The following is a 20,826-nucleotide window of genomic DNA, read 5'->3' on the forward strand; positions in this document are numbered from 1 at the left end:
CCCGCACACCGCATCCGCCCCCACCCCGCGCTTTGGCCGGGGCACCCCCCTATGCATGCCGTGTATACACCGTACGTAGAGTGTTCGACGTGCCGTTCGACGCTGCTCTGACCAAGCGCGAAGGGTCGATCGAAATCACCTACGGGGAAAGCGGGTTGCCAGCATGTTCCGATCCAGGCCGGGTGTGTTCCGGGCTCCGGCCGTCGCCCTCGTGGCGGCGGCCTCTCTGATCCTCACGCTCTCGGGCTGCGGCGTCGATCCGATCACGCCCGGCGACGCCCGCGGGAAGGCCGCCTCGGACTCCTCGGACTCCAAGGGGGGCGGGGGCGAGGGGGCCGTCGACTGCGCCCGGGCCAAGTGCATCGCCCTGACCTTCGACGCGGGTCCGGGCAAGGACACGCCGCACCTCCTCGACATCCTCAAGGAGAAGCAGGTCCCGGCCACGTTCTTCCTGCTCGGCAAGAAGCACGTCGACCGGTACCCCGAGGTCGTCAGGCGGATCCACGACGAGGGACACGAGGTCGCCAACCACACCTGGACCCACCGCGTCCTGACCGACCTGGACGCCGACGAGGTGCGGGACGAGCTCTCCCGCACCCAGGAGGCGATACGGAAGATCACCGGACGCACGCCCACGCTCATGCGTCCGCCGCAGGGCCGCACCGACGGCACGGTCTCCGACGTCAGCCGTGACCTCGGCCTCGCCCAGATCCTGTGGAGCGTCACGGCCAAGGACTACTCCACGACCGACTCCGCGCTCATACGCCGGCGGGTCGTCGACGCCGCCCGGGTCGACGGGATCATCCTGCTGCACGACATCTACGACGGGACGGTCCCGGCCGTCCCCGGGATCATCGACGAACTGAAGCGGCGAGGCTTCACATTCGTGACCGTGCCCCAGTTGCTGGCCCCCGGAACGGCCGAGCCGGGCACCGTGTACCGCCCGTAGAACCCAGGGTTCGGACGAGGTGAAAAGGGGTGAGGTGACTCACATCGGTCACCTTGGGCGCCGTGGAACAAGCGCCGGACGTTCATCGTTCATCCATATGTGACCGCGAAGGGGTCCGGTCCCCAGGTCCCCCCCTTGAGGTGACCGCCCTTCGTCCGTCACGGCAATCGGCCCCGGTTGGAATCCCCCGTCCAACCGGGGCTCTGTCGTATCCGGACCGCGGCCCACGCGTTCCGGCCCCTGCCCGCGCCTGCGCCCGGCACCTGTTCCCCGCCGTTCCTTCCCGCGTCGTCCGAATCGTCCCCGTCGTCCCGACGGGCCCGCGCGATACGCGCCCGGGCGGCGCACACTCCGGCGCGTTCGCCGGCCGGGAGCCGGCGCCGAGGTCCGGCTGGTCGTGCGGCCGGTCGGCCCCGGTCCGGCGTCCGCGCCGTCCCGGTCGCTCAGGCGTCGGCGCCGAGCCACAGGTCGGGGCCGAAGACCTCGTAGTGCACGGCCGATGCGGCCACCCCCCGGGCCAGCAGGTCGCCCCGCACCGCACGCATGAAGGGCAGCGGGCCGCAGAGGTACGCCGACACGTCCGCCGGCAGGTCCAGGACCGAGACGTCCGCGCGGCCGGTCCGCGCCCCCGTCGTCCCGTCCGCCGCCTCGCCGTCCTCGTACCAGAGGTGGAGGGCGGCCTGCGGGAGGGCGTCGACCAGGCGGCTCAGCTCCTCGCGGTGCGCGTGGCCGGCGGGGGAGCGGTCGGCGTGGACGACCGTGACCGCGCGGGTCGACCCGGTGGCGGCGAGGTGGTCGAGCATGGCCAGCATCGGGGTGCTCCCGATACCCGCGGAGGCCAGGAGGAGGGGCCCGTCGCCCTCGGGCAGGACGAGGTCGCCGAACGGGGCGGAGACCTCGACCGTGTCGCCGACCCGGCCGTGGGCGTGCAGCCAGGTCGACACCTCGCCCGCCGGGTCGCCGTCGACCCGCTTCACGGTGATCCGCCACCGGGGCCGGCCGGGCGCGGACGAGAGGCTGTACTGACGGATCTGGCGGGCACCGTCGGGGAGCCCGACCTGCACGCTCACGTACTGACCCGGCCGGAACGCCTCCGTCGGCCGCCCGTCCGCGTGCCGCAGCACGAACGAGACGGTGTCGGCCGTCTCCTCGCGGCGCTCGGCGATCTCCATCGTCCGCCACACCCCGCCCTCGGCGACCCCCTTGTCGGCGTAGAGCCGCGCCTCCAGGGCGATGAGGGCGTTGGCCATCAGCCAGTAGACCTCGTCCCACGCCTGGGCGACCTCGGCGGTGACGGCCTCGCCGAGGACGTCGACGATCGCGGTGAAGAGGTGCTCGTGGACGACCTTGTACTGCGCCGACGTGACGCCGAGTGAGGCGTGCTTGTGCGCTATCCGGGCGAGCATGGCGTCCGGCCGGGTGTCGGGGTGCGCGAGGAGGGCGCCGGCGAAGGCGGCAATGGAGCCGGCCAGAGCCCGCCGCTGGTCGCCGCTCGCCTGGTTGCCGCGGTTGAAGAGGTCCCGGAGCAGCTCGGGGTGGGCGTCGAACAGGCCCGCGTAGAAGCGCTCGGTGATCTCGTCGAGCGCGGCCCCCACGACGGGGAGGGTGGCGCGGACGACGGGGGTGGCCTGCGGGGACAGCATCGCGACTCCAATGTGGTAAATGATCTGCGTATTTAAAGGCGACAGGAACGGCAGGGTGGCCGGCGCGGTGACGCCCGGGGGGTGCGGGTCAGTCCGGACGTCGCCCGGAGAGCGAGACGAGGACGGGACCGGTCGGGGATTCCACGAGATCCGCCACCGTGAGCGGGTCGAGCGTGCGGTAGAAGGCCTCCTGCGCCTCGCGCAGCACGCCGCGCAGTCGGCAGGCCGTCCGCAGGGGGCACGGCGGGTCGCCCTCGCAGGCGACGACCTCCTCCTCGCCCTCCAGGGTCCGGACCAGCCAGCCGACGGAGGCGTGCCGCCCGGTCCCGGTGAGGGTCAGGCCGCCTCCCCGGCCGCGGCGCGCCTCGACGACGCCGAGGTGCTGGAGTCGGGTGACCACCTTCGCCATGTGGGCGTAGGGCACGGCCATCTCCTCGGCCACCTCGCGGGTGGCGGCCGGGTCGTCCTGCTCGGAGACCGCCAGGCGCATCACGGCACGCAGCGCCAGGTCGGTGAATTTCGTCAGCCGCACAAGCCGACGCTATCAAATAGGTATCTGCCGTACTGATTAAGGGGGGTCTTCCAGGTCCTGCTCGTCGGCGGAGTGCTCACGCCGCCGGCGCCGGCGGCGCCACAGCCACAGCCCGCCCATCAGGAACGAGCCCACGACGAGCGCGGCGGTCAGCACCGGCCACCGGCTGCCGGCGATGTCGAGGTCCGTGAGCAGGATCAGGGTCACCGCCACGGCCACCACGAGGAGTGACCCGGCGCCGCGCACCGCGGCGAGCGCCATGCCCGGGTCGAGGCGCGCCGGCCGGCGGGCTGTGGGGCCCGGCCCGCCGAAGTAGAAGACGACCGCCCGGTGGTTCAGCCGGCGCGTGGCCCGCTGATAGTTCAACGCCATGTAGGGGAGCCAGACCAGCGGTGCGACCAGGCCGGTCAGGAACACCACCGCCAGCAGCGTCCACTGCCCGATCCGGACGAGCGGCCGGGGAGGCTCGTCGGGCGTCACCAGGCCGAGCAGCCGGGCCATCCGCAGGACCAGTACCCACAGGGACGACAGTCGGCCCCGCGGTTCGGGCGGCGGCTCCGGGCCGGACTCCAGACCCTTCGCGGCCGCGCCGACGTCGGTGTACACGCCCTGCAGCACCAGCAGTTCGGCCGCGCGGGCCTGGTCGGTGGTGTCCCGGCCGTCGAGACCGGCCAGTTCGAGGATCGTGCGCGCCTGGGCCAGCAGCGCCGCACAGAAGGCGAACGGCACGAGGACCATGAACGGGCCGCCCACGAAAGCTCCTTCGGCGACGACCCGGCGGCGCCCCCGGGTCGTCACGAGCGCCTGGAGTTCCTCCGGCATCGCGTCGGGGTGTGCGTCGCGCAGCCGTGACACGCTCCGGCCGGCACGGGCGCCGTGCAGGCGCAACGCGAACCCGGCCAGCAGCTCGGGCAGCCGGCCGGGTTCCGCGAGCGCTCTCGCGAGGAGCGAACGGGAGGCGGCGTCGGAGGCCGATCCCCCGGTCCCGGTCAGGACAGGACCTTGGCCTTCGCCTTCTGGAACTCCTCCTCCGTGATGGCGCCGGAGCTCTTCAGTTCGGCGAGTCTGGCCAGTTCGTCGGCGTGACTCTTCCCGTCACCCGAACCGGCCGTCTTGCGGATGTACGACTGGAACGCGGCCTCGCTCTCCTTGGCCTGCTTCAGATCGCGTTGGGTCATGCTCTTGCCCCGGGCGATCACGTAGATCAGCACGCCGAGGTAGGGGATGAGGATGCACAGGACCAGCCAGCCGGCCTTGGCCCAGCCATTCAGTTCGTGGTCCCGGAAGATGTCGGTGATCACCTTGAACAGCAGGAAGAGCCACATGATCCAGATGAAGAACCAGAGCATCGTCCAGAAGACGTTGAGCAGGGGATAGTCGTCCATTCCTGTACTCCGTTCCCACAGCGGGGCGCTTACGGCACCGCTATAGGAGTGAGTGTCACCGAACAGCCGATCGCCCGCATGTCGAGAGCGATCGGCCTGCCGCGCGGAACGGAGGGGTCAGGCGGTGCGGGCGCGCAGCGCGGCAAGCGCGCGGTCGGCGTGGGCGCTCATCCGCAGCTCGCTGCGGACGACCTCCAGCACCCGGCGGTCCTGGTCGATCACGAAGGTCACGCGCTTCGTCGGCGCGAGCGAGAAGCCGCGCGTCACCCCGAACCGGTCCCTTATCTCGCCCTTGGGGTCGGACAGCAGGGGATAGCCGAGCGAGTGCCGGTCGGCGAACTCCTGCTGCCGCTCGACCTCGTCGGAACTGATGCCGACCGGTCGTGCCCCGGCGGCCCGGAACTCGCCCGCGAGGTCGCGGAAGTGGCAGGCCTCGGCCGTGCAGCCCGGGGTCATGGCGGCCGGGTAGAAGAAGAGCACGACCGGCCCCTCCTCGAGCAGCCCGGTCAGCGACCGGGAGGTCCCCGTTTCATCCGGAAGAGTGAAGTCCTCGACGATGTCACCGATCTTCATCCGGCCCGCCCCTTGTCCGCTCGGCTGCGTCTGCGCGATCCCGCCGCAGTGCCGGCGACCCCACCGGTCGCCGACCAGGCGACGTTACCGCAGGGTAGGTGCGTCACCAACGGTGGGCGGCGGCCAGCAACCGGTCGCGGACCAGCGCCACGTGCGGGTTGTCGGGGACGCCCGGCCGCCGGACCAGGTAGGCCGTGTTGATCGGCGGGTCCTCGGGTTCGAGCAGGGCCACCAGCCGGCCCGCCTCGAACTCCGCCCGGCACAGGTAGCGCGGCAGTACGCCGAAGCCGGCTCCGGCCGTGATCGTGGCCAGGACGCCTCGCAGGTCCGGCATGGTGACGGCCGCCTCGCCCGTCAGCCGCCGGCCGAAGACGTGCCGCCAGTAGCGGCGGGCGATCGGCAGGTCCTCCGCGTACGTCACCATCGGCACACCGTGCAGCGCGGCCGGCCCGTCGGCCGCGAGCGCCTCCGAGTCGATCCGCAGCGCCCGTTCCGGGGCGGCGACGAGGACGAACTCCTCGTCCACCAGCGGCACGGCGGTCAGTGTGCGCCCGCGGGGCCGTACGGTCGAGACCACCAGGTCGTGGTGGCCTGCGCGCAGACCCTCCAGGAGCTCCTCCGTGAGCCCGGTGGTCACCCGGAGCCGTACCCCTTCCTCGACCAGGGGTGCCAGCGCGGGCAGCGCGGCCTCGCACAGGAACTCGGCCGGGCCCGCCAGATGGACCGGCTGCGGCGCGGGGCGGGCCTCCGGGTCGTGGTCGGCGACCGCCGCCAGCGCGTCGAGCGGGGCCGCCACCCGGGCGGCCAGTTCGTCGGCGTAGGGCGTCGGGGCCACCCCGCGCGGCTGCCGCTCGAACAGCTCGCGGTCGAGCCGGCGCTCCAGGGCCCGGATCTGGGTGGTGACGGTCGGCTGGGACAGCGTCAGCAGCCGGGCGGCGGCCGTGAAGGACCCGGTGCGGTGCACGGCGAGGAAGGTGCGCAGCAGGGACAGGTCGAGCGGCCCCCGCGGCGCGGTCGCCGACGGCCCGGTGCGGTCGTCCTCGGAGCCGGCCGCCCCGGCGCCCTCGTCCGCGCCATCGACCTTCCTATCGATCATGATGAAAAGCATAGGTGAACGAGGGGGGTCGGGGTCGCCCCGTCCGTGCCCGGGCGGGCGCGGACGCTCAGTTGGCCTGCTTCGCGGCGGTCAGCCGCTGCTCGAGGATCGTCAGCACCTGCGCTCCCCAGCGCAGGTTCTCCTCCTCCAGGTACCGGCCGCGCATCAGCGTGAGGTAGGGGCCGATCCGCTCGGCCTCCCGCAGGTACGTCACCTCGTCCCGGCCGTCGAGCAGCCAGTCGCGCAGCCGGTCGTAGCGCGCCAGCTTCCCCCGCGACCACTCCATCCGCTCGTGGACGAAGCCGCGGACCGCTTCGGTGTCGCCCTCGTCGCAGGCCTGCACCTGCACCATCAGCTCGTCCCGGATGGCGGTGGGGCGCGGTGACGTGCTCGTGTAGGCGACCAGGTCCTCACGGCCCGCCTCGGTCAGCGTGAACATCCGCTTGTTCGGACGCCGTTCCTGCTGGACGACCCGGGCGGCGATCAGGCCCGCCTCGGAGAGCCGGTCCAGCTCCCGGTAGAGCTGCTGCGGCGTGGCCGCCCAGAAGTTGGCCACGGACACGTCGAAGATCTTGGCCAGGTCGTATCCGGATGCCTCGCCCTCCAGAAGAGCGGCGAGGACGGCGTGCTTGAGGGACATCCGGACACGCTAGCAGTTCGTTGAATAGTTTCTTCCGCACCTATTCAACGGATGGCCCTGTGGGGGGCATGTGGGGCGGATGGGGCGAACCCGCCCGATCGGCTGCGGAGATCGTACGCGCCTCCGGCCGGGCGGTGTCGCGCCTTCCGGCACCCGGGTCCCGCCGTATGTCCCGCCGTACGGGCCGGGGCGCAGGCGTCTGCGTGGCGGTCGGGCACCCGGCTGCCTACCGTGGAGGTAGTCGGAAGACTGCGCGGTGAGGCGGGGGATGCGCGAGAGTCAGCATGGGAGCGGCCCCGATGGACAGCAACGCGTTCGTCTACACCACCTACATCCGCACCACTCCGGACGAGCTCTGGCAGGCCCTGACCGACGCCGCCTTCACGCGCCGTTACTGGGGCGTGGCCTTCGAGACCACGTGGACGGCCGGCTCGCGGATGGTCTGGGACCAGGACGGCCGTCAGACCGCCGACCCGGACCAGGTGGTCCTCGCGGCCCGGCCGGGCCGTCTCCTCTCGTACACCTGGCACTCCTTCACGCCCGAGTGGGCCGAGGCGGTCGGCGTCGACGACGAGACCTACGCGCGGCTGTCGAAGGAGCGCCGCTCCAAGGTGACCTTCGCGATCGAGCCGGCGGGGGACATCGTCAAGCTCGTCGTCACGCACGACGACCTGGAACCCGACGGAATGATGCACGGCATGATCGGCGAGGGCTGGCCGGCGCTGCTCTCCAGCCTCAAGTCCCTCCTGGAGACGGGGGAGGAGCTGCCCGAGCCGCCGCGCTGAGAAGCGCCCCGCGCGCCGGCGCCCGTCTGATCATTGGCGAGAATTCGTGATCCCTGGTGGCCGGAATTCGCTCAACTGCCCGGCCGGGCCGCGCTAGCGTGCGCCCATGACCGCCACCTTGACCGTCCTGACCGCCGGTTACGTCGGCCCCCGCACCGCGTCCACCGTCAGCCTCCTGCGCGAGGGTGACGCCGTGGTCGTCGTCGATCCCGGCATGGTCGCCGACCGCGCCCTCATCCTGGGACCTCTCGCCGACGCCGGTGTCGCCCCCGAGCAGGTCACGGACGTGGTGTTCAGCCACCATCACCCCGACCACACGCTCAACGCCGCCCTCTTCCCGGCGGCCCGGTACCACGACCACTGGGCCGTCTACCAGGACGACCTGTGGACCGACCGCCCGGCCGACGGCTTCCGGCTCTCGCCGTCGATCCGGCTCGCGGCCACCCCGGGCCACACCGCGGAGGACATCAGCACCCTCGCCGACACCGCGGACGGACTGGTCGTCCTCACCCACCTGTGGTGGTCCGCCGACGGTCCGGCCGAGGACCCGTACGCCACCGACCCCGACGCCCTGCACGCCTCCCGCCGCGCGATCCTCGACCTCGCCCCGGCCCTCGTCGTCCCCGGCCACGGCGCCGCCTTCGCGCCCACCCCGGGGACGCCCGGCTGACGCGCCTGATTGGTGCTTTCGAGTCGTCTCCGAGCCCTCCCTCGCGCCACGCCCGGTCGGTTGATCATCTTTTCGTCCCGGCATCCGCTTTGATGCTGCGGTCGACCGGTACCGCGGGGAAGGAAGGGCGTCCGACGTGCCGTCACGAAGGAACACCACGAGGCGGGGTGCGCTCTCCGTCACGGTCGGGGTCGTCCTCGTCGCCACCGCGGCACAGTTCCCGGCGGGGGGCCGCGCGCCCCGGCCGGCCGCGGCGCCCGACCGCCCGGCGATCCTCCGGGTGGACCCGTGCGGCTCCGCCAGCGGTCTGTGCGGAGCTCCCCGGTACACCGTGCTGCTGCCCGCCGGCGCCGACTCGACGGTCGCCCCCCTCACGTTCGAGGAGACCGCCACCGGACCGGTCGAGATCGCGCTCGGGACTCCCGGCCGGATGACCGACGTCACGGTCGTCGACGAACGGGGGCGGCAGGTCGCCGGACACGCGGCGGAGGACCGCACCCGCTGGACGAGCGAGAACGCGCTCCCGGCCGGTGGCCGGTTCACCGCCCGCCTCGCCGTCGAGGGACTCGGACCGGACCGGCGGCGACGGCAGGCGGCGCGTCTGGAGTTCCGCACCCACCGGGCCCCGGTGGGGGAGCGGCTGACGGCGACGTTCGGGCCGGACACCGACCGCACCTACGGTGTCGGGCAGCCCCTGACCGCCGAGCTCAACCTGCCGGTGCCCGCCGACCGCCCCGAGGTCCGCCGCGTCGTCGAACGCGCCCTGGACGTACGCTCCGAGCCGCATGTCGAGGGTTCCTGGCACTGGGTGGGCCCCACCACCCTCCACTACCGGCCCCGCGGCTACTGGCCCGCGCACGCCACGGTCCGCGTCCGCAGCGGACTCGAGGGCGTCCGCGTCACCGACGGCCTGTTCGGCGGCCCGTCGAGCCCCCTCACCCTCACCACCGGGGATCGCGTCGAGGCCGTCACGGACGTCGCCGCCCTGCGGATGACCGTCCGCCGCAACGGCGAGCTCCTGCGCACCATCCCCGTGACCACGGGCAAGGCCGGCTACCGGACCCGCGGCGGCATCAAGGTGGTGCTCGGCAAGGAACCGATGGTCCGGATGCGCGGGGACTCCATCGGAATCGCCCGCGGCAGCAAGGACTTCTACGACCTCAAGGTCCGCTGGGCGACCCGGGTCACCTGGAGCGGCGAGTACCTGCACGCCGCTCCCTGGTCGACGGACGCCCAGGGGGCCGAGAACGTCAGCCACGGCTGCACCGGCATGAGCACCGAGGACGCCGCCTGGCTCTTCCGCACCGTGCGCGAAGGCGATCTCGTCCAGGTGGTCAACGGATACGGCGAGCCGATGAGTCCCTTCGACAACGGCTTCGGCGACTGGAACCTGAGCTGGACCGACTGGCGGCACGGCAGCGCGCTCGGCCCGCGCCCGGCGCCGCGTGCCCGTCCCGCCGGCTCACTGAACCCCGCACTCTGAGCAGGAGGCTGAGCCGAATGACCGCTCCCCGTGCTCGCGCCGCATCCCGCGGCGATACTGACGCTCTGTTCGCCAGCTCCTCGGGAAGGACCGTCATGCCGGACGTCACCAAGGTCGACCTCGGTGAGGCCGTCCTCTTCGTGGAAACGGAGCGCCTCGGGCCCGACCTCGCCGAGGAAGGACTGGAAGGACCGCGCGCGGTCACCCCGGACCTCTCCGAGGTCACCCACGCGCTGTCGTCCTTCGCCGGGCAGATCGGCGAGGCCCTGCACCGGGCGGCGCCGGACCGGGCGACCGTCGAGTTCGGCTGTCAGCTGGGCCTCGAGTCGGGCAAGTTGACCGCGCTCATCGTCAAGGGCAGCGCGACGGCCAACCTGCGGGTGACGCTCGCCTGGGAGCGGTCCACGCTCTGACGGGCCGGTGCCGGTCCGGCGCGGTCAGGCCCGGCGGACCGTCACGCCGGCCGCGGCCAGCGCCTCGGTCTCCTCACGCGGGGCGGAGTCGTCCGTGACCACCGCGTGCAGCGCCGAGGCGGGCGCCACGAAGGCGAGGGCGGTCCGCGTGAGCTTGGCCCCCTCCGTCACGGCGACGACCCGGCGGGCCGAGGCGATCGCCGCCCGCTTGACCGCCGCGTCGTCCAGGTCGTACGCCGTCAGCCCGTGCTCGGCGTTCAGCCCGCAGCAGCCGACGACGGCCGTGTCGAACCGCAGGGCGGCCAGCGACGCCAGCGTCAGCGGACCGGTGAGCGCCAGCTCGCCGGGCCGGGGGCGGCCGCCGGGCACCAGGAGCGTCAGCCGCGGCCCGCCGCTCAGGGCGTTGACCGCGTGCAGGGACAGGGGCATCACGGTCAGCCGTCGCTGCTCCAGGGCGTGCGCCACCTCGACGCAGGTCGTGCCGCTGTCCAGGACGACGGACTCGCCGTCCGCGATCAGTCCGGCCACCTCGGCCGCGATCCGCCGCTTGACGTCCCGCCCCTCGCCCGACCGCAGCGCGAAGGGCGGCTCCTCGCCGCGCAGCAGGAGGCTGCGCGCCCCGCCGCGGTACCGCTCCAGGACTCCCTGGTCGGCCAGCAGTTCCAGATCGCGCCGGATGGTCATCTCGGACGCGCCGGTCAGGGCCGCCAGCTCGGCCACGCCGAGCCGGCCCGCCTCGCGCACGGCGTCCGTGATCCGTCGCAGCCGTTCGGTGTTCGTTGCACTCGCCACTCCACGATGGAACATCATTCATGTTCGAAACGCAAGCTTTCGAACATGAGGATTGTTCGATAGGTTCACCGGCATGGAGAGAACCCTGCGGAACGCCCGCGTCGCCACCTTCGTCTACTTCGCCCTGAACGGCTTCCTCCTGGGCATGTGGGTCGTGCACATCCCGGCCGTCGCACACGCGGTGGGGATCGGCCACGCCGCGCTCGGCTGGCTTCTGCTGCTCCTCGGTCTCGGCGCCTTCGCCGGCATGCAGCTCGCCGGACCGCTCACGGACCGCCTCGGCGCCCGCACCGTCGTCCCCCTCGGCGCGGCACTCTGCAGCGCCGCCGTCGTGCTCCCCGGACTCGCCGTCGACACCTGGACGCTCGGCGCCGCCCTGCTGCTCCTCGGCTTCGGCAACGGCTGCCTCGACGTGAGCATGAACGCCCACGCCGTCCAGGTGGAGAGCGGCTACGGACGCCCCGTCATGTCCGCCTTCCACGCCACCTTCTCCCTCGGCGGCGTCCTCGCGGCCCTCATCGGCGCCCGCACCCTGAGCGGAGGCCTGCCTCCGGCCGCGACCCTCGCCGCGGCGGCCGTCCTCGGCCTCGTCGTCGCCGGTGTCACCGCCCGCGCCCTGCTGCCCGCCGCCGCCCGCGCCGCCACCGCGCCGGACGCCGGGACCGCGGAGCCGTGGCGCAGGATCGCCACCGCCCACCAACCCCGCCACCGCACCCACCACGTGCTCACAGTTGTCCAGCAGCAACAACAACCGCCGCGACCCGCAATGCTCCACCAGCCGGTCCAGCGGATCGTGGCTCTGCCGGTCGAGGGCCGCGGCGCTCCAGAGCTGCGTCTCGCGGGCGCCGAGTGCGGTCAGGACGGCGGCGGTGACGTCCGACTCCCGCCGGACGGAGGCGAGTTCGGCGACCCGGACCGGTCCTTCGGCGCGGTCCGCGCCCTCCAGGGCGAGCCGGGTCTTGCCGACCCCGCCGGGCCCGGTCAGGGTGACGAGACGCCCGGCCCGCAGCGCCGCCCCGAGCGCGTCCAGTTCGGCCGCCCGGCCGACGAAGGAGGTCAGCCGCGCGGGGAGGACGGAGCGCTCCGCCGTCTGCTCGCCGGCCAGCAACTCGGCGTGGAGGGCGCGCAGGTCCGGGCCGGGGTCCGCGCCGAGGCGGTCCGCGAGGAGACCGCGGACCTCCTCGTACGCCTGGAGCGCCTCCGCGCCGCTGCTGGCCGCCCGCAGCGCGCGGATCCGCAGGGCCTGCAGCGGCTCGTCGAGCGGGTGCTCGGCCGCCATGGCCGTCAGGGGCGCGAGCGCGGTCCGGGCGCGGCCGAGGGCCACGTCCGCGGCGAGCCGGTCCCGGCGCGCCTGCGTGTGCCGCTGCTCCGCGCGGACGACCAAGGGGTCGCCGGCACGGCCCGGGAGGTCGGCGAGCGCGGGCCCGTGCCACAGCCCGAGGGCCTCGTCCAGGATCCGGGCCGCCCGGGTCGCGTCCCCGTCGGCCAGGGCCCGGGACCCGTCCGCGGCCAGCTGCTCGAACACGTACAGGTCGACGTCCTGCGCGGTCGCGGCGAGCCGGTACCCGCCGCCGGGGGCGGACAGGACGGCGTCCCGGCCGAGGGCCTTGCGCAGCCGCCCGACCAGCGCCTGCAGCGCCGCCGTGCCCTCCGCGTCCCCCGGCGGCACGCCCTCCCAGATCCGGGCGACGAGCGTCCCGGTGCCCACGTCCCGCCCGCCGGCGGCGGCCAGCACCGCCAGCAGGGCCCGCAGCCGGGGACCGCCGAGCGCGGCCTCGCGGCCGTCGTCCCGGACCGCCCGGCCGGGACCGAGGATTCGGTAGCGCGGATTCACCGGCCCATTCTGCCCGGCCGGTGAAATCTCCGGCGCGCCGTGTCGCCGCCATGGCGTCGGAGGGGTACCGGTTCGACAATGGACGAGATGACCGATGACGACCGGCGCACGCACAGTGGCGAGATCGGCCCCACCGAGCGGCTCGCCATGAATCGCACCGGCAGCTTCGACTGGGACCTCGACACGCGCAGCATCGATGTCGACGACGCCGGGCTGCTGGTGTTCGGGGTGGACCCGGAAGGGTTCGACGGCCGGCCCGCCACGCTCGTCCGCGGGCTCGACCCGGAGGAGCGGACGCGGCTCGAGGCCGTGATCCGGCATGCCATCATCAGCGGTCAGACCTCGTACACGGCGCAGTTCCGCATCGAACGGGACGACGGAACCCCCCAGTGGACGCATGTGCAGGCACGAATTCTGCGGGCGCCGGACGGCATGGCCCAGCGGATCGTCGGGATCGTCCGGGACGCCTCCGCCGAGGTCGCCCACTCGGAGTTCGTGCTCGACCTGGAGAAGCGCCGCGAGGTGCAGACGAGCATCGTCGAACGCACCACGCACGCGCTGTCGCGTGCCGTGACCGTCGACGACGTGACGGCCGCCCTGACCGGCCCCGGCGGGCTCGCGCGGCTGGGCGCGGACGGCCTCGCGCTCGGGCTGGTCGAGAACGGCTCGCTCAACGTCATCGCGCTCAGCGGCGAGTCGCTGGACGCCCTGAACGACTTCCGCACCCGGCGGCTCGACGGCGGTCTGCCGCTGGCCGAGGCGGTGCTGAGCGGGCGGCCCCGCTTCGTCTCCTCGTTCCCGTCACTGGGCCGGGACTTCCCCGAACTCGCCCCCTATCTGCCCCGGCTGAAGTTCAAGGCCGCCTGCTACCTGCCGCTGGTCGCCCAGGCCCGCTCGCTCGGCGGGATGGCGCTGTTCTACCGGGGCCGTACGGCCTTCAGCGCCGACGAGCGCAACCTCGCCCTCGGGCTGGCCGCGATCGTCGCCCAGTCGCTGCAGCGGGCCATCCTCTTCGACGAGGAGCGGGAGCTGGCCACGGGACTGCAGGAGACGATGCTGCCCCGCCGGATCCCGGAGATCACCGGGGGCGAGATCGCGGTCCGCTACCACGCGGCCTGGAGCGGACGTCAGGTCGGCGGCGACTGGTACGACGTGATCCCGCTGCCCCGCGGCCGGGTGGGGATCGTGGTGGGCGACGTCCAGGGCCACGACACCCATGCCGCGGCCATCATGGGGCAGCTGCGGATCGCGCTGCGGGCCTACGCGGGCGAGGGCCATGCCCCGTCCACGGTGCTCGCCCGGGCGTCCCGCTTCCTCGCCGAACTCGACACGAACCGCTTCGCCACCTGCACCTACGCCCAGGTCGACCTGGGCGGGGGCACGGTGCGCGCGGTGCGGGCCGGGCACCTGGGGCCGCTGATCCGGCACACGGACGGCCGCGTCGGGCGGCCCAAGCTGCGGGGCGGGCTGCCGCTCGGCCTGGCGACGGTGTTCGGGGACGAGGAGTTCCCGGAGACCCGGCTCGACCTGGTGCCCGGCGAGACGCTGGTGCTCTACACGGACGGGCTGGTCGAGCAGCCCGGTACGGACATCGAATCGGGTCTGGCGGTACTGGCCGGCGCGATGAGCAGCGGGCCGCCGCAGGCCGAGGCGCTGGCCGACCACCTCTCGGAACAGCTCTGGGAGCGGTGGGGGGCCGGAGACGACGTGGCCCTGCTCGTCCTGCGCCGCAGCCCGGACCCGGGCACTCCGCGGGCGCCGCGCATCCACCAGTACATCCACCAGGCCGATCCGCAGGGGCTCTCGGACGCGCGGGCGGCGGTGGGACAGGCGCTGCGGGACTGGAGCATGGACGAACTGGCCGACGACGCCGAGCTGTTGACGGGCGAGCTGCTGGTGAACGTACTGCTGCACACGGAGGGCGGCGCGGTACTGACCCTGGAGGTGCTCCCGGAGCCGGTACGGCGGGTGCGACTGTCCGTGCAGGACCGTTCCAGCGCCTGGCCCCGCAGGCGGACGCCGGGCGAGGCGGCGACCTCGGGGCGTGGCCTGCTGCTGCTCGACGCGCTGGCCTCGCGGTGGGGCGTGGAGCCCCGGGGCGAGGGCAAGGCGGTGTGGTGCGAGATCGGCCCGGTGCAGACGCCCGCGTCGGCGGTGCCGGGGAAGTCCGGGGGCTGATCACGGGCCGCGGGCCCCTCCCCGGACGCGGGTCCGGCGGGGCCGGCGGCGGGAACGAGAGGTGTCGTGCGATGGACCCCGTGGCCGCGTTGGACCGGATCGCCTTCCTGCTGGAACGCTCCCAGGCCCCCACGTACCGGGTGCGGGCCTTCCGTACGGCGTCCGCGGTCGTCGCGGCGATGGAGGACGGCGAGGCGGCCGGGCGCGCCGCCGCCGGGACGCTGGAGTCGGTCAAGGGCCTCGGTCCGAAGACGGCGGCGGTGGTGCGGGAGGCGCTGGCCGGGGAGGTGCCCGCCTACCTCGCGCGGTTGGAGGAGGAGATCCCGGTCCCGGAGGCCGACGGCGGCGATACGCTGCGGGCGCTGCTGCGCGGCGACTGCCATCTGCACTCGGACTGGTCGGACGGCGGCAGCACCATCGAGGACATGGGCCGGACCGCGGCCCGCATCGGCCACGAGTGGGCCGTCCTCACCGACCACTCGCCGCGCCTGACGGTGGCCCGCGGGCTGTCCCCGGAGCGGCTGCGCGAGCAACTCGACGTGGTGGAGCGGCTGAACGAGGAGTGGGCGCCGTTCCATCTGCTGACGGGCATCGAGTGCGACATCCTGGACGACGGGTCGCTGGACCAGGAGCCGGAGCTGCTGGAACGGCTCGACCTGGTCGTGGGCTCGGTCCACTCCAAGCTGCGGATGGACGCGCCGGCGATGACCCGGCGCATGGTGAAGGCCGTGCGCAATCCGCTGATGGACGTCCTGGGGCACTGCACCGGGCGCCTGGTGAGCGGCGGGCGGCTGCGGCCCGAGTCGGAGTTCGACGCGGCCCGGGTCTTCGCCGCGTGCGCGGAGTCGGGGACGGCGGTGGAGATCAACAGCCGTCCGGAGCGGCTGGATCCGCCGCGGCGGCTGCTGCGCCGGGCGGTGGAGGCGGGCGTCTGGTTCGCCGTCGACACGGACGCGCACGCGCCCGGGCAGCTGGAGTGGCAGATCTTCGGCTGCGCGCGGGCGGAGGAGTGCGGGGTGCCGCCCGAGCGGGTGATCAACACCTGGCCGGCGGAGCGACTGCTGGCCTGGACGCGGGGCGAGTGACCGGCGCGCGGACGTCCGGGGAGCCACCGGGGGGGGGCGGCCCGCGCCGGCCGCGCCGGGAGCGCCCGGGCGGCCGGCGCCGGACACCCCGCGTCGCCGGGGTCTCCGGCCGGACGCCTCAGGCGCGCTGCCAGACGGTGGTCGCGTTGCAGAACTCGCGGATGCCGTGCCCGGACAGTTCACGCCCGTAGCCCGAGCGCTTCACCCCACCGAACGGGAGGGCGGGGTGCGAGGCGGTCATGCCGTTGACGAAGACCCCGCCGGCCTCCAGGTCGCGGACGAAGAAGGCGACGTCCTCGTCGTCCCGCGTCCAGACGTTCGAACTGAGGCCGAACGGCGAGTCGTTGGCGACGGCGACGGCCTCCTCGATGTCGGTCACCGGGTAGAGCGTGGCGACCGGACCGAAGGTCTCCTCCTGGTGGATGCGCATCTCGGGCGTGATGCCGGTGAGGACCGTGGGCTCGTAGAACCAGCCTCGCTTGCGGTCCTCGGGGCGGGCCCCGCCGCACAGGACCGTGGCGCCCTTGGCCACCGCGTCGTCGACGAGTTCCTCCAGGTCGGTGCGGCCCTGCTCGGTGGCGAGCGGGCCGACGTCGGTCGACTCCTCCAGCGGGTCGCCGACGGTGAGCGCGCTCATGGCGGCCGTGAAGCGCTCGGCGAAGTGCTCGAACACGTCCCGGTGCACGATGAAACGCTTCGCGGCGATGCAGGACTGGCCGTTGTTCTGCACGCGCGCGGTGACGGCGGTCTTGACGGCGCGCGTCAGGTCGGCGGAGGGCATCACGATGTACGGGTCGCTGCCGCCGAGTTCGAGGACGGTCTTCTTGACCTCGTCGCCGGCGATGGCCGCGACCGAGCGCCCCGCCGGTTCGCTGCCGGTCAGCGTCGCGGCGGCGACCCGCCGGTCGCGCAGCACGGCCTCGACGGCGCCCGAGCCGATCAGGAGCGTCTGGAAGCAGCCCTCGGGGAAGCCGGCGCGGCGGAAGAGGTCTCCGAGGTAGAGGGCCGTCCGGGGGACGTTGGAGGCGTGCTTGAGCAGCCCGGTGTTGCCCGCCATGAGCGCGGGCGCCGCGAAGCGGACGACCTGCCAGAGCGGGAAGTTCCAGGGCATGACGGCGAGGACGGTGCCGAGCGGCCGGTAGTGGACCCGGGCCGCGTCGGCCCCGGTGTCCCGTACGTCGGACTCCGCGGGGTGCTCGTCCGCCAGCAGCCACGCGGCGTTCTCCGCGTACCAGCGCATCGCCTTGGCGCACTTGGCGGCCTCCGCGCGGGCCGCGGTGATCGGCTTGCCCATCTCGATGGTCATCGTCCGGGCGATGTCGTCGGTGTCCTCGTCGAGGAGGTCGGCGGCGCGGCGCATGAGGCGGGCGCGCTCGGCGAAGGTCGTCGTGCGATAGACGCGGAAGGTCTCGTGGGCGGCGGCGATGCGCCGTTCGACCTCCTCGGGCCCGTGGGCGTCGTAGGTGCGCAGTGTCTCGCCCGTCGCGGGATTCACGGTGGCGATGCCCATGTCTCGTCTCCTCCTGACGTCCACTCCAACGGAACCCTCCCGCGCCCCGGCCCTTGCCGCAATCGGAGGCGGTGCGCGGGGGTGACGCGGCCTCGGCCGGCCGGTGCGCCCCGGGGTGCGTCTTCCAGAGGCCGCGCGGTCCGAAACGTGTGGCCCGGTCCGAGACGCGGGGAGGAGTACCGGTCGGGACCGCCGTGCGGGCGGCCGGGGAAGGACGCCGGCGTCCGGGGCGGGACCACCCTGCGGGCCGGCCGCGACGGGACGGGGCGGCGGCGTCCCGGTCAGGGCCGTCGCGCGGGCCCCCTTTCGGTGACCCAGACCAGCGCGCCGGCGAGGTGCGCGCGGAAGGCGGGGTCCTCGTACGCCTCGGCGGCGTGCCCGAGCGCCGTGAACAGGACGCGGCCCCGTCCCTCCTCCCGGCACCAGACCAGGGGGTGGTCGGCTCCGAGCGTGCCGCCGCGGTAGCTCGACTCGTCGGCCGTCGCCAGCACCCGCACGCCGCTGCCCCTGGGGTTGGCGGTGAAGTTGTACCACTCGTCGGTCCACGCCCAGCGGTCCGGCAGGACCGCCGTCGCCGGGTGGTCGCCGTCCGCCACGCGCACCACGCCCGGCTGGATCTCCGGATGGCCGTCGAAGCGCGTGCCGAGGAGGCGGCCGTAGAAGGGCCAGTCCGGCTCCGCGTTGGCCGCCGCGTGGACCGCGAGGAATCCGCCGCCCCGCCGCACGTACGCCTCGAAGGCCGAACGGCCCGCGGCCGTCAGCACCGTGCCGGTGGTCGACAGGAAGACGACGGCCGCGCACCGGCCGAGCCGTTCGGGCGTGAAGTCCGCCGGGTCCTCGGTCACCCGGGCCTCGAGTCCCGCGGCCTTCGCCAGCTCGGTGAGGGCGGTCGCACCGGCCGGGATCGAGTCGTGGCGGTAGCCGGTGGTGCGGGTGTAGACCAGGACGTCCGAGGCGGGTCCGGCAGGCACGGTGGGCACGGGTCGCACTCCAGTCAGTAAGCGCTTTCTCCGGGGACCGTAGCCGCCGGAATCCCCGCGCCGCAAGCGCCGCCCTCCCGGCGGACGCCGCCGCGAACGGGGACCCCCGCCCTCCTCGCCACCCCGGACGGGGCGCCTCCCGGAATCCTCGGGATCCATTGTCGTATCGGATACACCTCTGTATCTTTTGGCGCGCCGCGACACCCCCGTGCCCTCGGGCACGCCTCCCATCGTTCGAGGAGCCCGCATGAGCACCCTGCCGCCCGCACTCGCCGCCGCCGTGGGCCCGATGCCCGAGGGGGTCACGCTTCCGCTGCCGCCGGTCTTCGACACCGTCGAGGAGGAGCGGCAGTACCGCAAGGAGCAACTCGCCGCCGGCTTCCGGCTGTTCGGCCGCTTCGGCTTCTCGGAGGGAGTCGCCGGGCACATCACGGTCCGCGACCCGGAGAACCCGGACGCCTTCTGGGTCAACCCGTTCGGGATGAGCTTCGGTCAGATCAAGGCGTCCGACCTGATCCTGGTCGACCACGAGGGCACGCTGCTCTCCGGCGACCGCCCCGTGAACCGTGCCGCGTTCGTCATCCACTCCCAGGTCCACGCGGCCCGCCCCGACGCGGTCGCCGCCGCGCACTCCCACTCGCTGCACGGCAAGGCCTTCTCCAGTCTCGGCGTCCCGCTCGACCCGATCACCCAGGACGCCTGCGCGTTCTTCGAGGACCACGGGATCTACGACGACTACCGCGGCGTGGTCAACGAGCTGGAGGAGGGCGAGCGGGTGGCGAAGGCGCTCGGCGGCCACAAGGCGGTCATCCTCAAGAACCACGGGCTGCTCACCGTCGGGCACTCGGTGGCCGAGGCCGTGTGGTGGTTCATCACGATGGAACGGTCCTGCCAGGCCCAGCTCCTGGCGATGGCCGCCGGGACGCCGCAGCTCATCGACCGCGAGACGGCGCTGATCACCCGCGGCCAGGTCGGCACCCACCTGGCCGGCTGGTTCCAGGCGCGGCCCCTGTGGGATCAGATCACCGCGTCGGACCCGGATCTGTTCGACTGATCCCGGGCTCCGCCGGCCGTTCCCTGGCCGGCGGGGCCGTGCGCGGGCCGGCCGGTCCGGTACGGCCGTCCGCGGGCCGGTCCCCCTCGGCGCCGCCCCCCGCCGCGTCGACCGGGCGGGTCGACGCCTCCAGGAGCCCCGCGAGGAAGTCCCGTTCGAGCGCACCCGGCGGCAGCTCCTCCGGTTCGACGTAGCTCTGGGCGAGGCCGCCCTCCCGCAGGGCGATCATCAGCCGGGCGAACCGGTCCGCGTCCACGGTCAGTTCGCGCCCCGCCCTGCGCAGCACGGTCGTCAGCCCGCGGGCGATCTCGGCTCGCAGCCGCGCGTCGTGGCGGGCCAGTACCCAGGCCGCCTGCGGGTCCCGGATCGCGTGCAGGGTGAACTCGGTGGTCACGAGGTACCAGTCCCGCTCGTCGGGCTCGACGCGCGAGGCCAGCTCCGCGAGCCGGTCCAGGGTGTACTCGTCGGCGGTCAGCGAGTCGACCGCCTCGGCGAGCCGGCGCACGGTCCGCTCGCTGTGCTCGTCGAAGAGGGCGAGGAAGAGTTCTTCCTTGCTCGCGAAGTTCGAGTAGTAGGCCCCCCGGGTGTAACCGGCCCGTTCACAGATCTGCTCGATCGAGGAGGCGTGGAACCCGTGCTCGGCGAAGGTCTCCAGAGCGGCCTTGAGCAGGGCCGCGCGGGTGCGGGGCCGGCGCCTGGTGACACCTCTCGGCACGGGGGCTCTCTCCTTCGTCCGGGGTCGGGCGCCCCACGATACCGGCGGCTCTCGCAGGCACGGATCGGCACCGGAAGATAAAATTCACGCATGGGAGAGCGGCCTTTCGCGCCTGCCGCGCCCGAATTGGTCCTCGAGATCGACGGGGACGCGACCCTGATGAGCCCGGGTCACGTCTATCGCATCGGGCGCGACCCCACCAGTGACATCGTGCTCGCCGACGCCCGGACGTCCTGGCACCACGCGGTGCTGCACGTCGAGGGCGACCATTGGGCGCTGGAGGACGAACACAGTACGAACGGCACGTACGCGGACAGCCAGCGGGTCCGGGACGACTACGCGGTGGGTCCGGGGTCGATCATCCGGTTCGGGCACCCGTGGGACGGCCCGTGCGCCCGCCACGGGAGCCCGATCCCCCCAGGCCCGCGCCCGATGCGCACGGTCCGGGTGGGCAGCGGCCGTACGGAGGTGGGCTGCCGGAAGGTCCCCGTGGCGCCCGGGTGGGACAC

20 protein-coding genes and 2 pseudogenes are annotated in these 20,826 nt (G+C 73.6%); 10 read left to right on the forward strand and 12 right to left on the reverse strand.

Annotated features, from left to right (window positions below):
• Positions 1 to 163 precede the first annotated feature (163 nt).
• The gene (locus EAO71_RS04505; RefSeq protein WP_147976464.1) at positions 164 to 949 is read left to right on the forward strand and encodes a polysaccharide deacetylase family protein; all 786 of its coding nucleotides are present in this window, start codon (positions 164 to 166) and stop codon (positions 947 to 949) included.
• 443 nt (positions 950 to 1,392) lie between these two features.
• Here the strand turns inward: EAO71_RS04505 and EAO71_RS04510 are convergent, their stop codons facing one another.
• From EAO71_RS04510 to EAO71_RS04540, 7 genes are all read right to left on the reverse strand, one after another.
• Positions 1,393 to 2,592: a globin domain-containing protein gene (locus EAO71_RS04510; protein WP_147976465.1), complete on the reverse strand. Its 1,200-nt coding sequence runs from the start codon at positions 2,590 to 2,592 to the stop codon at positions 1,393 to 1,395.
• An 88-nt stretch (positions 2,593 to 2,680) separates the two neighbouring features.
• Complete coding sequence (locus EAO71_RS04515) at positions 2,681 to 3,124, reverse strand: RrF2 family transcriptional regulator (protein WP_147976466.1); 444 nt, start codon at positions 3,122 to 3,124, stop codon at positions 2,681 to 2,683.
• 36 nt (positions 3,125 to 3,160) lie between these two features.
• Positions 3,161 to 3,946, reverse strand: coding sequence for a hypothetical protein (locus EAO71_RS04520; RefSeq protein WP_147976467.1), 786 nt, complete (start codon positions 3,944 to 3,946; stop codon positions 3,161 to 3,163).
• Positions 3,947 to 4,113: 167 nt separating this feature from the next.
• Positions 4,114 to 4,509 (reverse strand): SHOCT domain-containing protein, encoded by a 396-nt coding sequence (locus EAO71_RS04525; RefSeq protein WP_147976468.1) that lies wholly within the window; start codon positions 4,507 to 4,509, stop codon positions 4,114 to 4,116.
• A gap of 117 nt (positions 4,510 to 4,626) precedes the next feature.
• On the reverse strand, positions 4,627 to 5,082 hold the full coding sequence (locus EAO71_RS04530) for a peroxiredoxin (RefSeq protein ID WP_147976469.1): 456 nt from the start codon (positions 5,080 to 5,082) through the stop codon (positions 4,627 to 4,629).
• A gap of 103 nt (positions 5,083 to 5,185) precedes the next feature.
• The gene (locus tag EAO71_RS04535; RefSeq protein ID WP_147976470.1) at positions 5,186 to 6,178 is read right to left on the reverse strand and encodes a LysR family transcriptional regulator; all 993 of its coding nucleotides are present in this window, start codon (positions 6,176 to 6,178) and stop codon (positions 5,186 to 5,188) included.
• Positions 6,179 to 6,245: 67 nt separating this feature from the next.
• Complete coding sequence (locus EAO71_RS04540; protein ID WP_147976471.1) at positions 6,246 to 6,818, reverse strand: PadR family transcriptional regulator; 573 nt, start codon at positions 6,816 to 6,818, stop codon at positions 6,246 to 6,248.
• Between the two features lie 299 nt (positions 6,819 to 7,117).
• On the opposite strand from EAO71_RS04540, the gene EAO71_RS04545 reads away from it, so the two are divergent.
• The 4 genes from EAO71_RS04545 to EAO71_RS04560 all read left to right on the forward strand — a co-directional run bounded on the left by EAO71_RS04545 (position 7,118) and on the right by EAO71_RS04560 (position 10,169).
• On the forward strand, positions 7,118 to 7,603 hold the full coding sequence (locus EAO71_RS04545; RefSeq protein ID WP_147976472.1) for an SRPBCC domain-containing protein: 486 nt from the start codon (positions 7,118 to 7,120) through the stop codon (positions 7,601 to 7,603).
• A 106-nt stretch (positions 7,604 to 7,709) separates the two neighbouring features.
• Complete coding sequence (locus EAO71_RS04550; RefSeq protein ID WP_147976473.1) at positions 7,710 to 8,273, forward strand: MBL fold metallo-hydrolase; 564 nt, start codon at positions 7,710 to 7,712, stop codon at positions 8,271 to 8,273.
• Between the two features lie 136 nt (positions 8,274 to 8,409).
• A complete protein-coding gene (locus EAO71_RS04555; RefSeq protein WP_261991998.1) occupies positions 8,410 to 9,756 on the forward strand; it encodes a L,D-transpeptidase in 1,347 nt (448 codons plus the stop codon).
• Positions 9,757 to 9,851: 95 nt separating this feature from the next.
• Complete coding sequence (locus EAO71_RS04560) at positions 9,852 to 10,169, forward strand: CU044_2847 family protein (RefSeq protein WP_147976474.1); 318 nt, start codon at positions 9,852 to 9,854, stop codon at positions 10,167 to 10,169.
• Positions 10,170 to 10,193: 24 nt separating this feature from the next.
• On the opposite strand, the gene EAO71_RS04565 is transcribed toward EAO71_RS04560, so the two are convergent.
• The gene (locus EAO71_RS04565; RefSeq protein ID WP_410093950.1) at positions 10,194 to 10,979 is read right to left on the reverse strand and encodes a DeoR/GlpR family DNA-binding transcription regulator; all 786 of its coding nucleotides are present in this window, start codon (positions 10,977 to 10,979) and stop codon (positions 10,194 to 10,196) included.
• 55 nt (positions 10,980 to 11,034) lie between these two features.
• Here EAO71_RS04565 and EAO71_RS38540 point away from each other — a divergent pair.
• Positions 11,035 to 11,625: pseudogene (locus tag EAO71_RS38540) on the forward strand (MFS transporter); the annotation flags it as partial.
• A gap of 498 nt (positions 11,626 to 12,123) precedes the next feature.
• Here the strand turns inward: EAO71_RS38540 and EAO71_RS39615 are convergent.
• Positions 12,124 to 12,909: pseudogene (locus EAO71_RS39615) on the reverse strand (AfsR/SARP family transcriptional regulator); the annotation flags it as partial.
• Here EAO71_RS39615 and EAO71_RS04575 point away from each other — a divergent pair.
• Together EAO71_RS04575 and EAO71_RS04580 are read left to right on the forward strand one after the other, a co-directional pair.
• Positions 12,883 to 14,973 carry a SpoIIE family protein phosphatase gene (locus EAO71_RS04575; RefSeq protein ID WP_147976476.1) on the forward strand — a complete coding sequence of 697 codons (2,091 nt, stop codon included), beginning with the start codon at positions 12,883 to 12,885 and terminating at the stop codon, positions 14,971 to 14,973. The pseudogene EAO71_RS39615 and the gene EAO71_RS04575 sit on opposite strands and share 27 nt — an antisense overlap.
• A 71-nt stretch (positions 14,974 to 15,044) precedes the next feature.
• Complete coding sequence (locus EAO71_RS04580; RefSeq protein ID WP_147976477.1) at positions 15,045 to 16,058, forward strand: PHP domain-containing protein; 1,014 nt, start codon at positions 15,045 to 15,047, stop codon at positions 16,056 to 16,058.
• 118 nt (positions 16,059 to 16,176) lie between these two features.
• On the opposite strand, the gene EAO71_RS04585 is transcribed toward EAO71_RS04580, so the two are convergent.
• A complete protein-coding gene (locus tag EAO71_RS04585) occupies positions 16,177 to 17,568 on the reverse strand; it encodes an NADP-dependent succinic semialdehyde dehydrogenase (protein ID WP_147976478.1) in 1,392 nt (463 codons plus the stop codon).
• A gap of 281 nt (positions 17,569 to 17,849) precedes the next feature.
• Positions 17,850 to 18,548, reverse strand: coding sequence for a ThuA domain-containing protein (locus tag EAO71_RS04590; protein WP_261991999.1), 699 nt, complete (start codon positions 18,546 to 18,548; stop codon positions 17,850 to 17,852).
• Between the two features lie 247 nt (positions 18,549 to 18,795).
• On the opposite strand from EAO71_RS04590, the gene EAO71_RS04595 reads away from it, so the two are divergent.
• A complete protein-coding gene (locus tag EAO71_RS04595) occupies positions 18,796 to 19,602 on the forward strand; it encodes a class II aldolase/adducin family protein (RefSeq protein ID WP_147976480.1) in 807 nt (268 codons plus the stop codon).
• On the opposite strand, the gene EAO71_RS04600 is transcribed toward EAO71_RS04595, so the two are convergent.
• Positions 19,571 to 20,317: a TetR/AcrR family transcriptional regulator gene (locus EAO71_RS04600; RefSeq protein ID WP_261992000.1), complete on the reverse strand. Its 747-nt coding sequence runs from the start codon at positions 20,315 to 20,317 to the stop codon at positions 19,571 to 19,573. The genes EAO71_RS04595 and EAO71_RS04600 overlap by 32 nt on opposite strands.
• A 90-nt stretch (positions 20,318 to 20,407) precedes the next feature.
• On the opposite strand from EAO71_RS04600, the gene EAO71_RS04605 reads away from it, so the two are divergent.
• Positions 20,408 to 20,826, forward strand: a 419-nt coding sequence (locus EAO71_RS04605) for an FHA domain-containing protein (protein WP_147976481.1), incomplete at its 3' end; no start/stop codon positions are given.

Source organism: Streptomyces sp. MS191 (assembly GCF_008042125.1).
Classification (GTDB): domain Bacteria; phylum Actinomycetota; class Actinomycetes; order Streptomycetales; family Streptomycetaceae; genus Streptomyces.

Bases quoted from the DNA above. Each gene is read 5' to 3' on its own strand.
- EAO71_RS04585 (WP_147976478.1), bottom strand. From the start codon at position 17,568: ATGGGCATCGCCACCGTGAATCCCGCGACGGGCGAGACACTGCGCACC.
- EAO71_RS04510 (WP_147976465.1), bottom strand. From the start codon at position 2,592: ATGCTGTCCCCGCAGGCCACCCCCGTCGTCCGCGCCACCCTCCCCGTC.
- EAO71_RS04530 (WP_147976469.1), bottom strand. From the start codon at position 5,082: ATGAAGATCGGTGACATCGTCGAGGACTTCACTCTTCCGGATGAAACG.
- EAO71_RS04520 (WP_147976467.1), bottom strand. From the start codon at position 3,946: ATGCCGGAGGAACTCCAGGCGCTCGTGACGACCCGGGGGCGCCGCCGG.
- EAO71_RS04535 (WP_147976470.1), bottom strand. From the start codon at position 6,178: ATGATCGATAGGAAGGTCGATGGCGCGGACGAGGGCGCCGGGGCGGCC.
- EAO71_RS04565 (WP_410093950.1), bottom strand. From the start codon at position 10,979: ATGATGTTCCATCGTGGAGTGGCGAGTGCAACGAACACCGAACGGCTG.
- EAO71_RS04540 (WP_147976471.1), bottom strand. From the start codon at position 6,818: ATGTCCCTCAAGCACGCCGTCCTCGCCGCTCTTCTGGAGGGCGAGGCA.
- EAO71_RS04580 (WP_147976477.1), top strand. From the start codon at position 15,045: ATGGACCCCGTGGCCGCGTTGGACCGGATCGCCTTCCTGCTGGAACGC.
- EAO71_RS04575 (WP_147976476.1), top strand. From the start codon at position 12,883: ATGACCGATGACGACCGGCGCACGCACAGTGGCGAGATCGGCCCCACC.
- EAO71_RS04595 (WP_147976480.1), top strand. From the start codon at position 18,796: ATGAGCACCCTGCCGCCCGCACTCGCCGCCGCCGTGGGCCCGATGCCC.
- EAO71_RS04550 (WP_147976473.1), top strand. From the start codon at position 7,710: ATGACCGCCACCTTGACCGTCCTGACCGCCGGTTACGTCGGCCCCCGC.
- EAO71_RS04545 (WP_147976472.1), top strand. From the start codon at position 7,118: ATGGACAGCAACGCGTTCGTCTACACCACCTACATCCGCACCACTCCG.
- EAO71_RS04525 (WP_147976468.1), bottom strand. From the start codon at position 4,509: ATGGACGACTATCCCCTGCTCAACGTCTTCTGGACGATGCTCTGGTTC.
- EAO71_RS04505 (WP_147976464.1), top strand. From the start codon at position 164: ATGTTCCGATCCAGGCCGGGTGTGTTCCGGGCTCCGGCCGTCGCCCTC.
- EAO71_RS04560 (WP_147976474.1), top strand. From the start codon at position 9,852: ATGCCGGACGTCACCAAGGTCGACCTCGGTGAGGCCGTCCTCTTCGTG.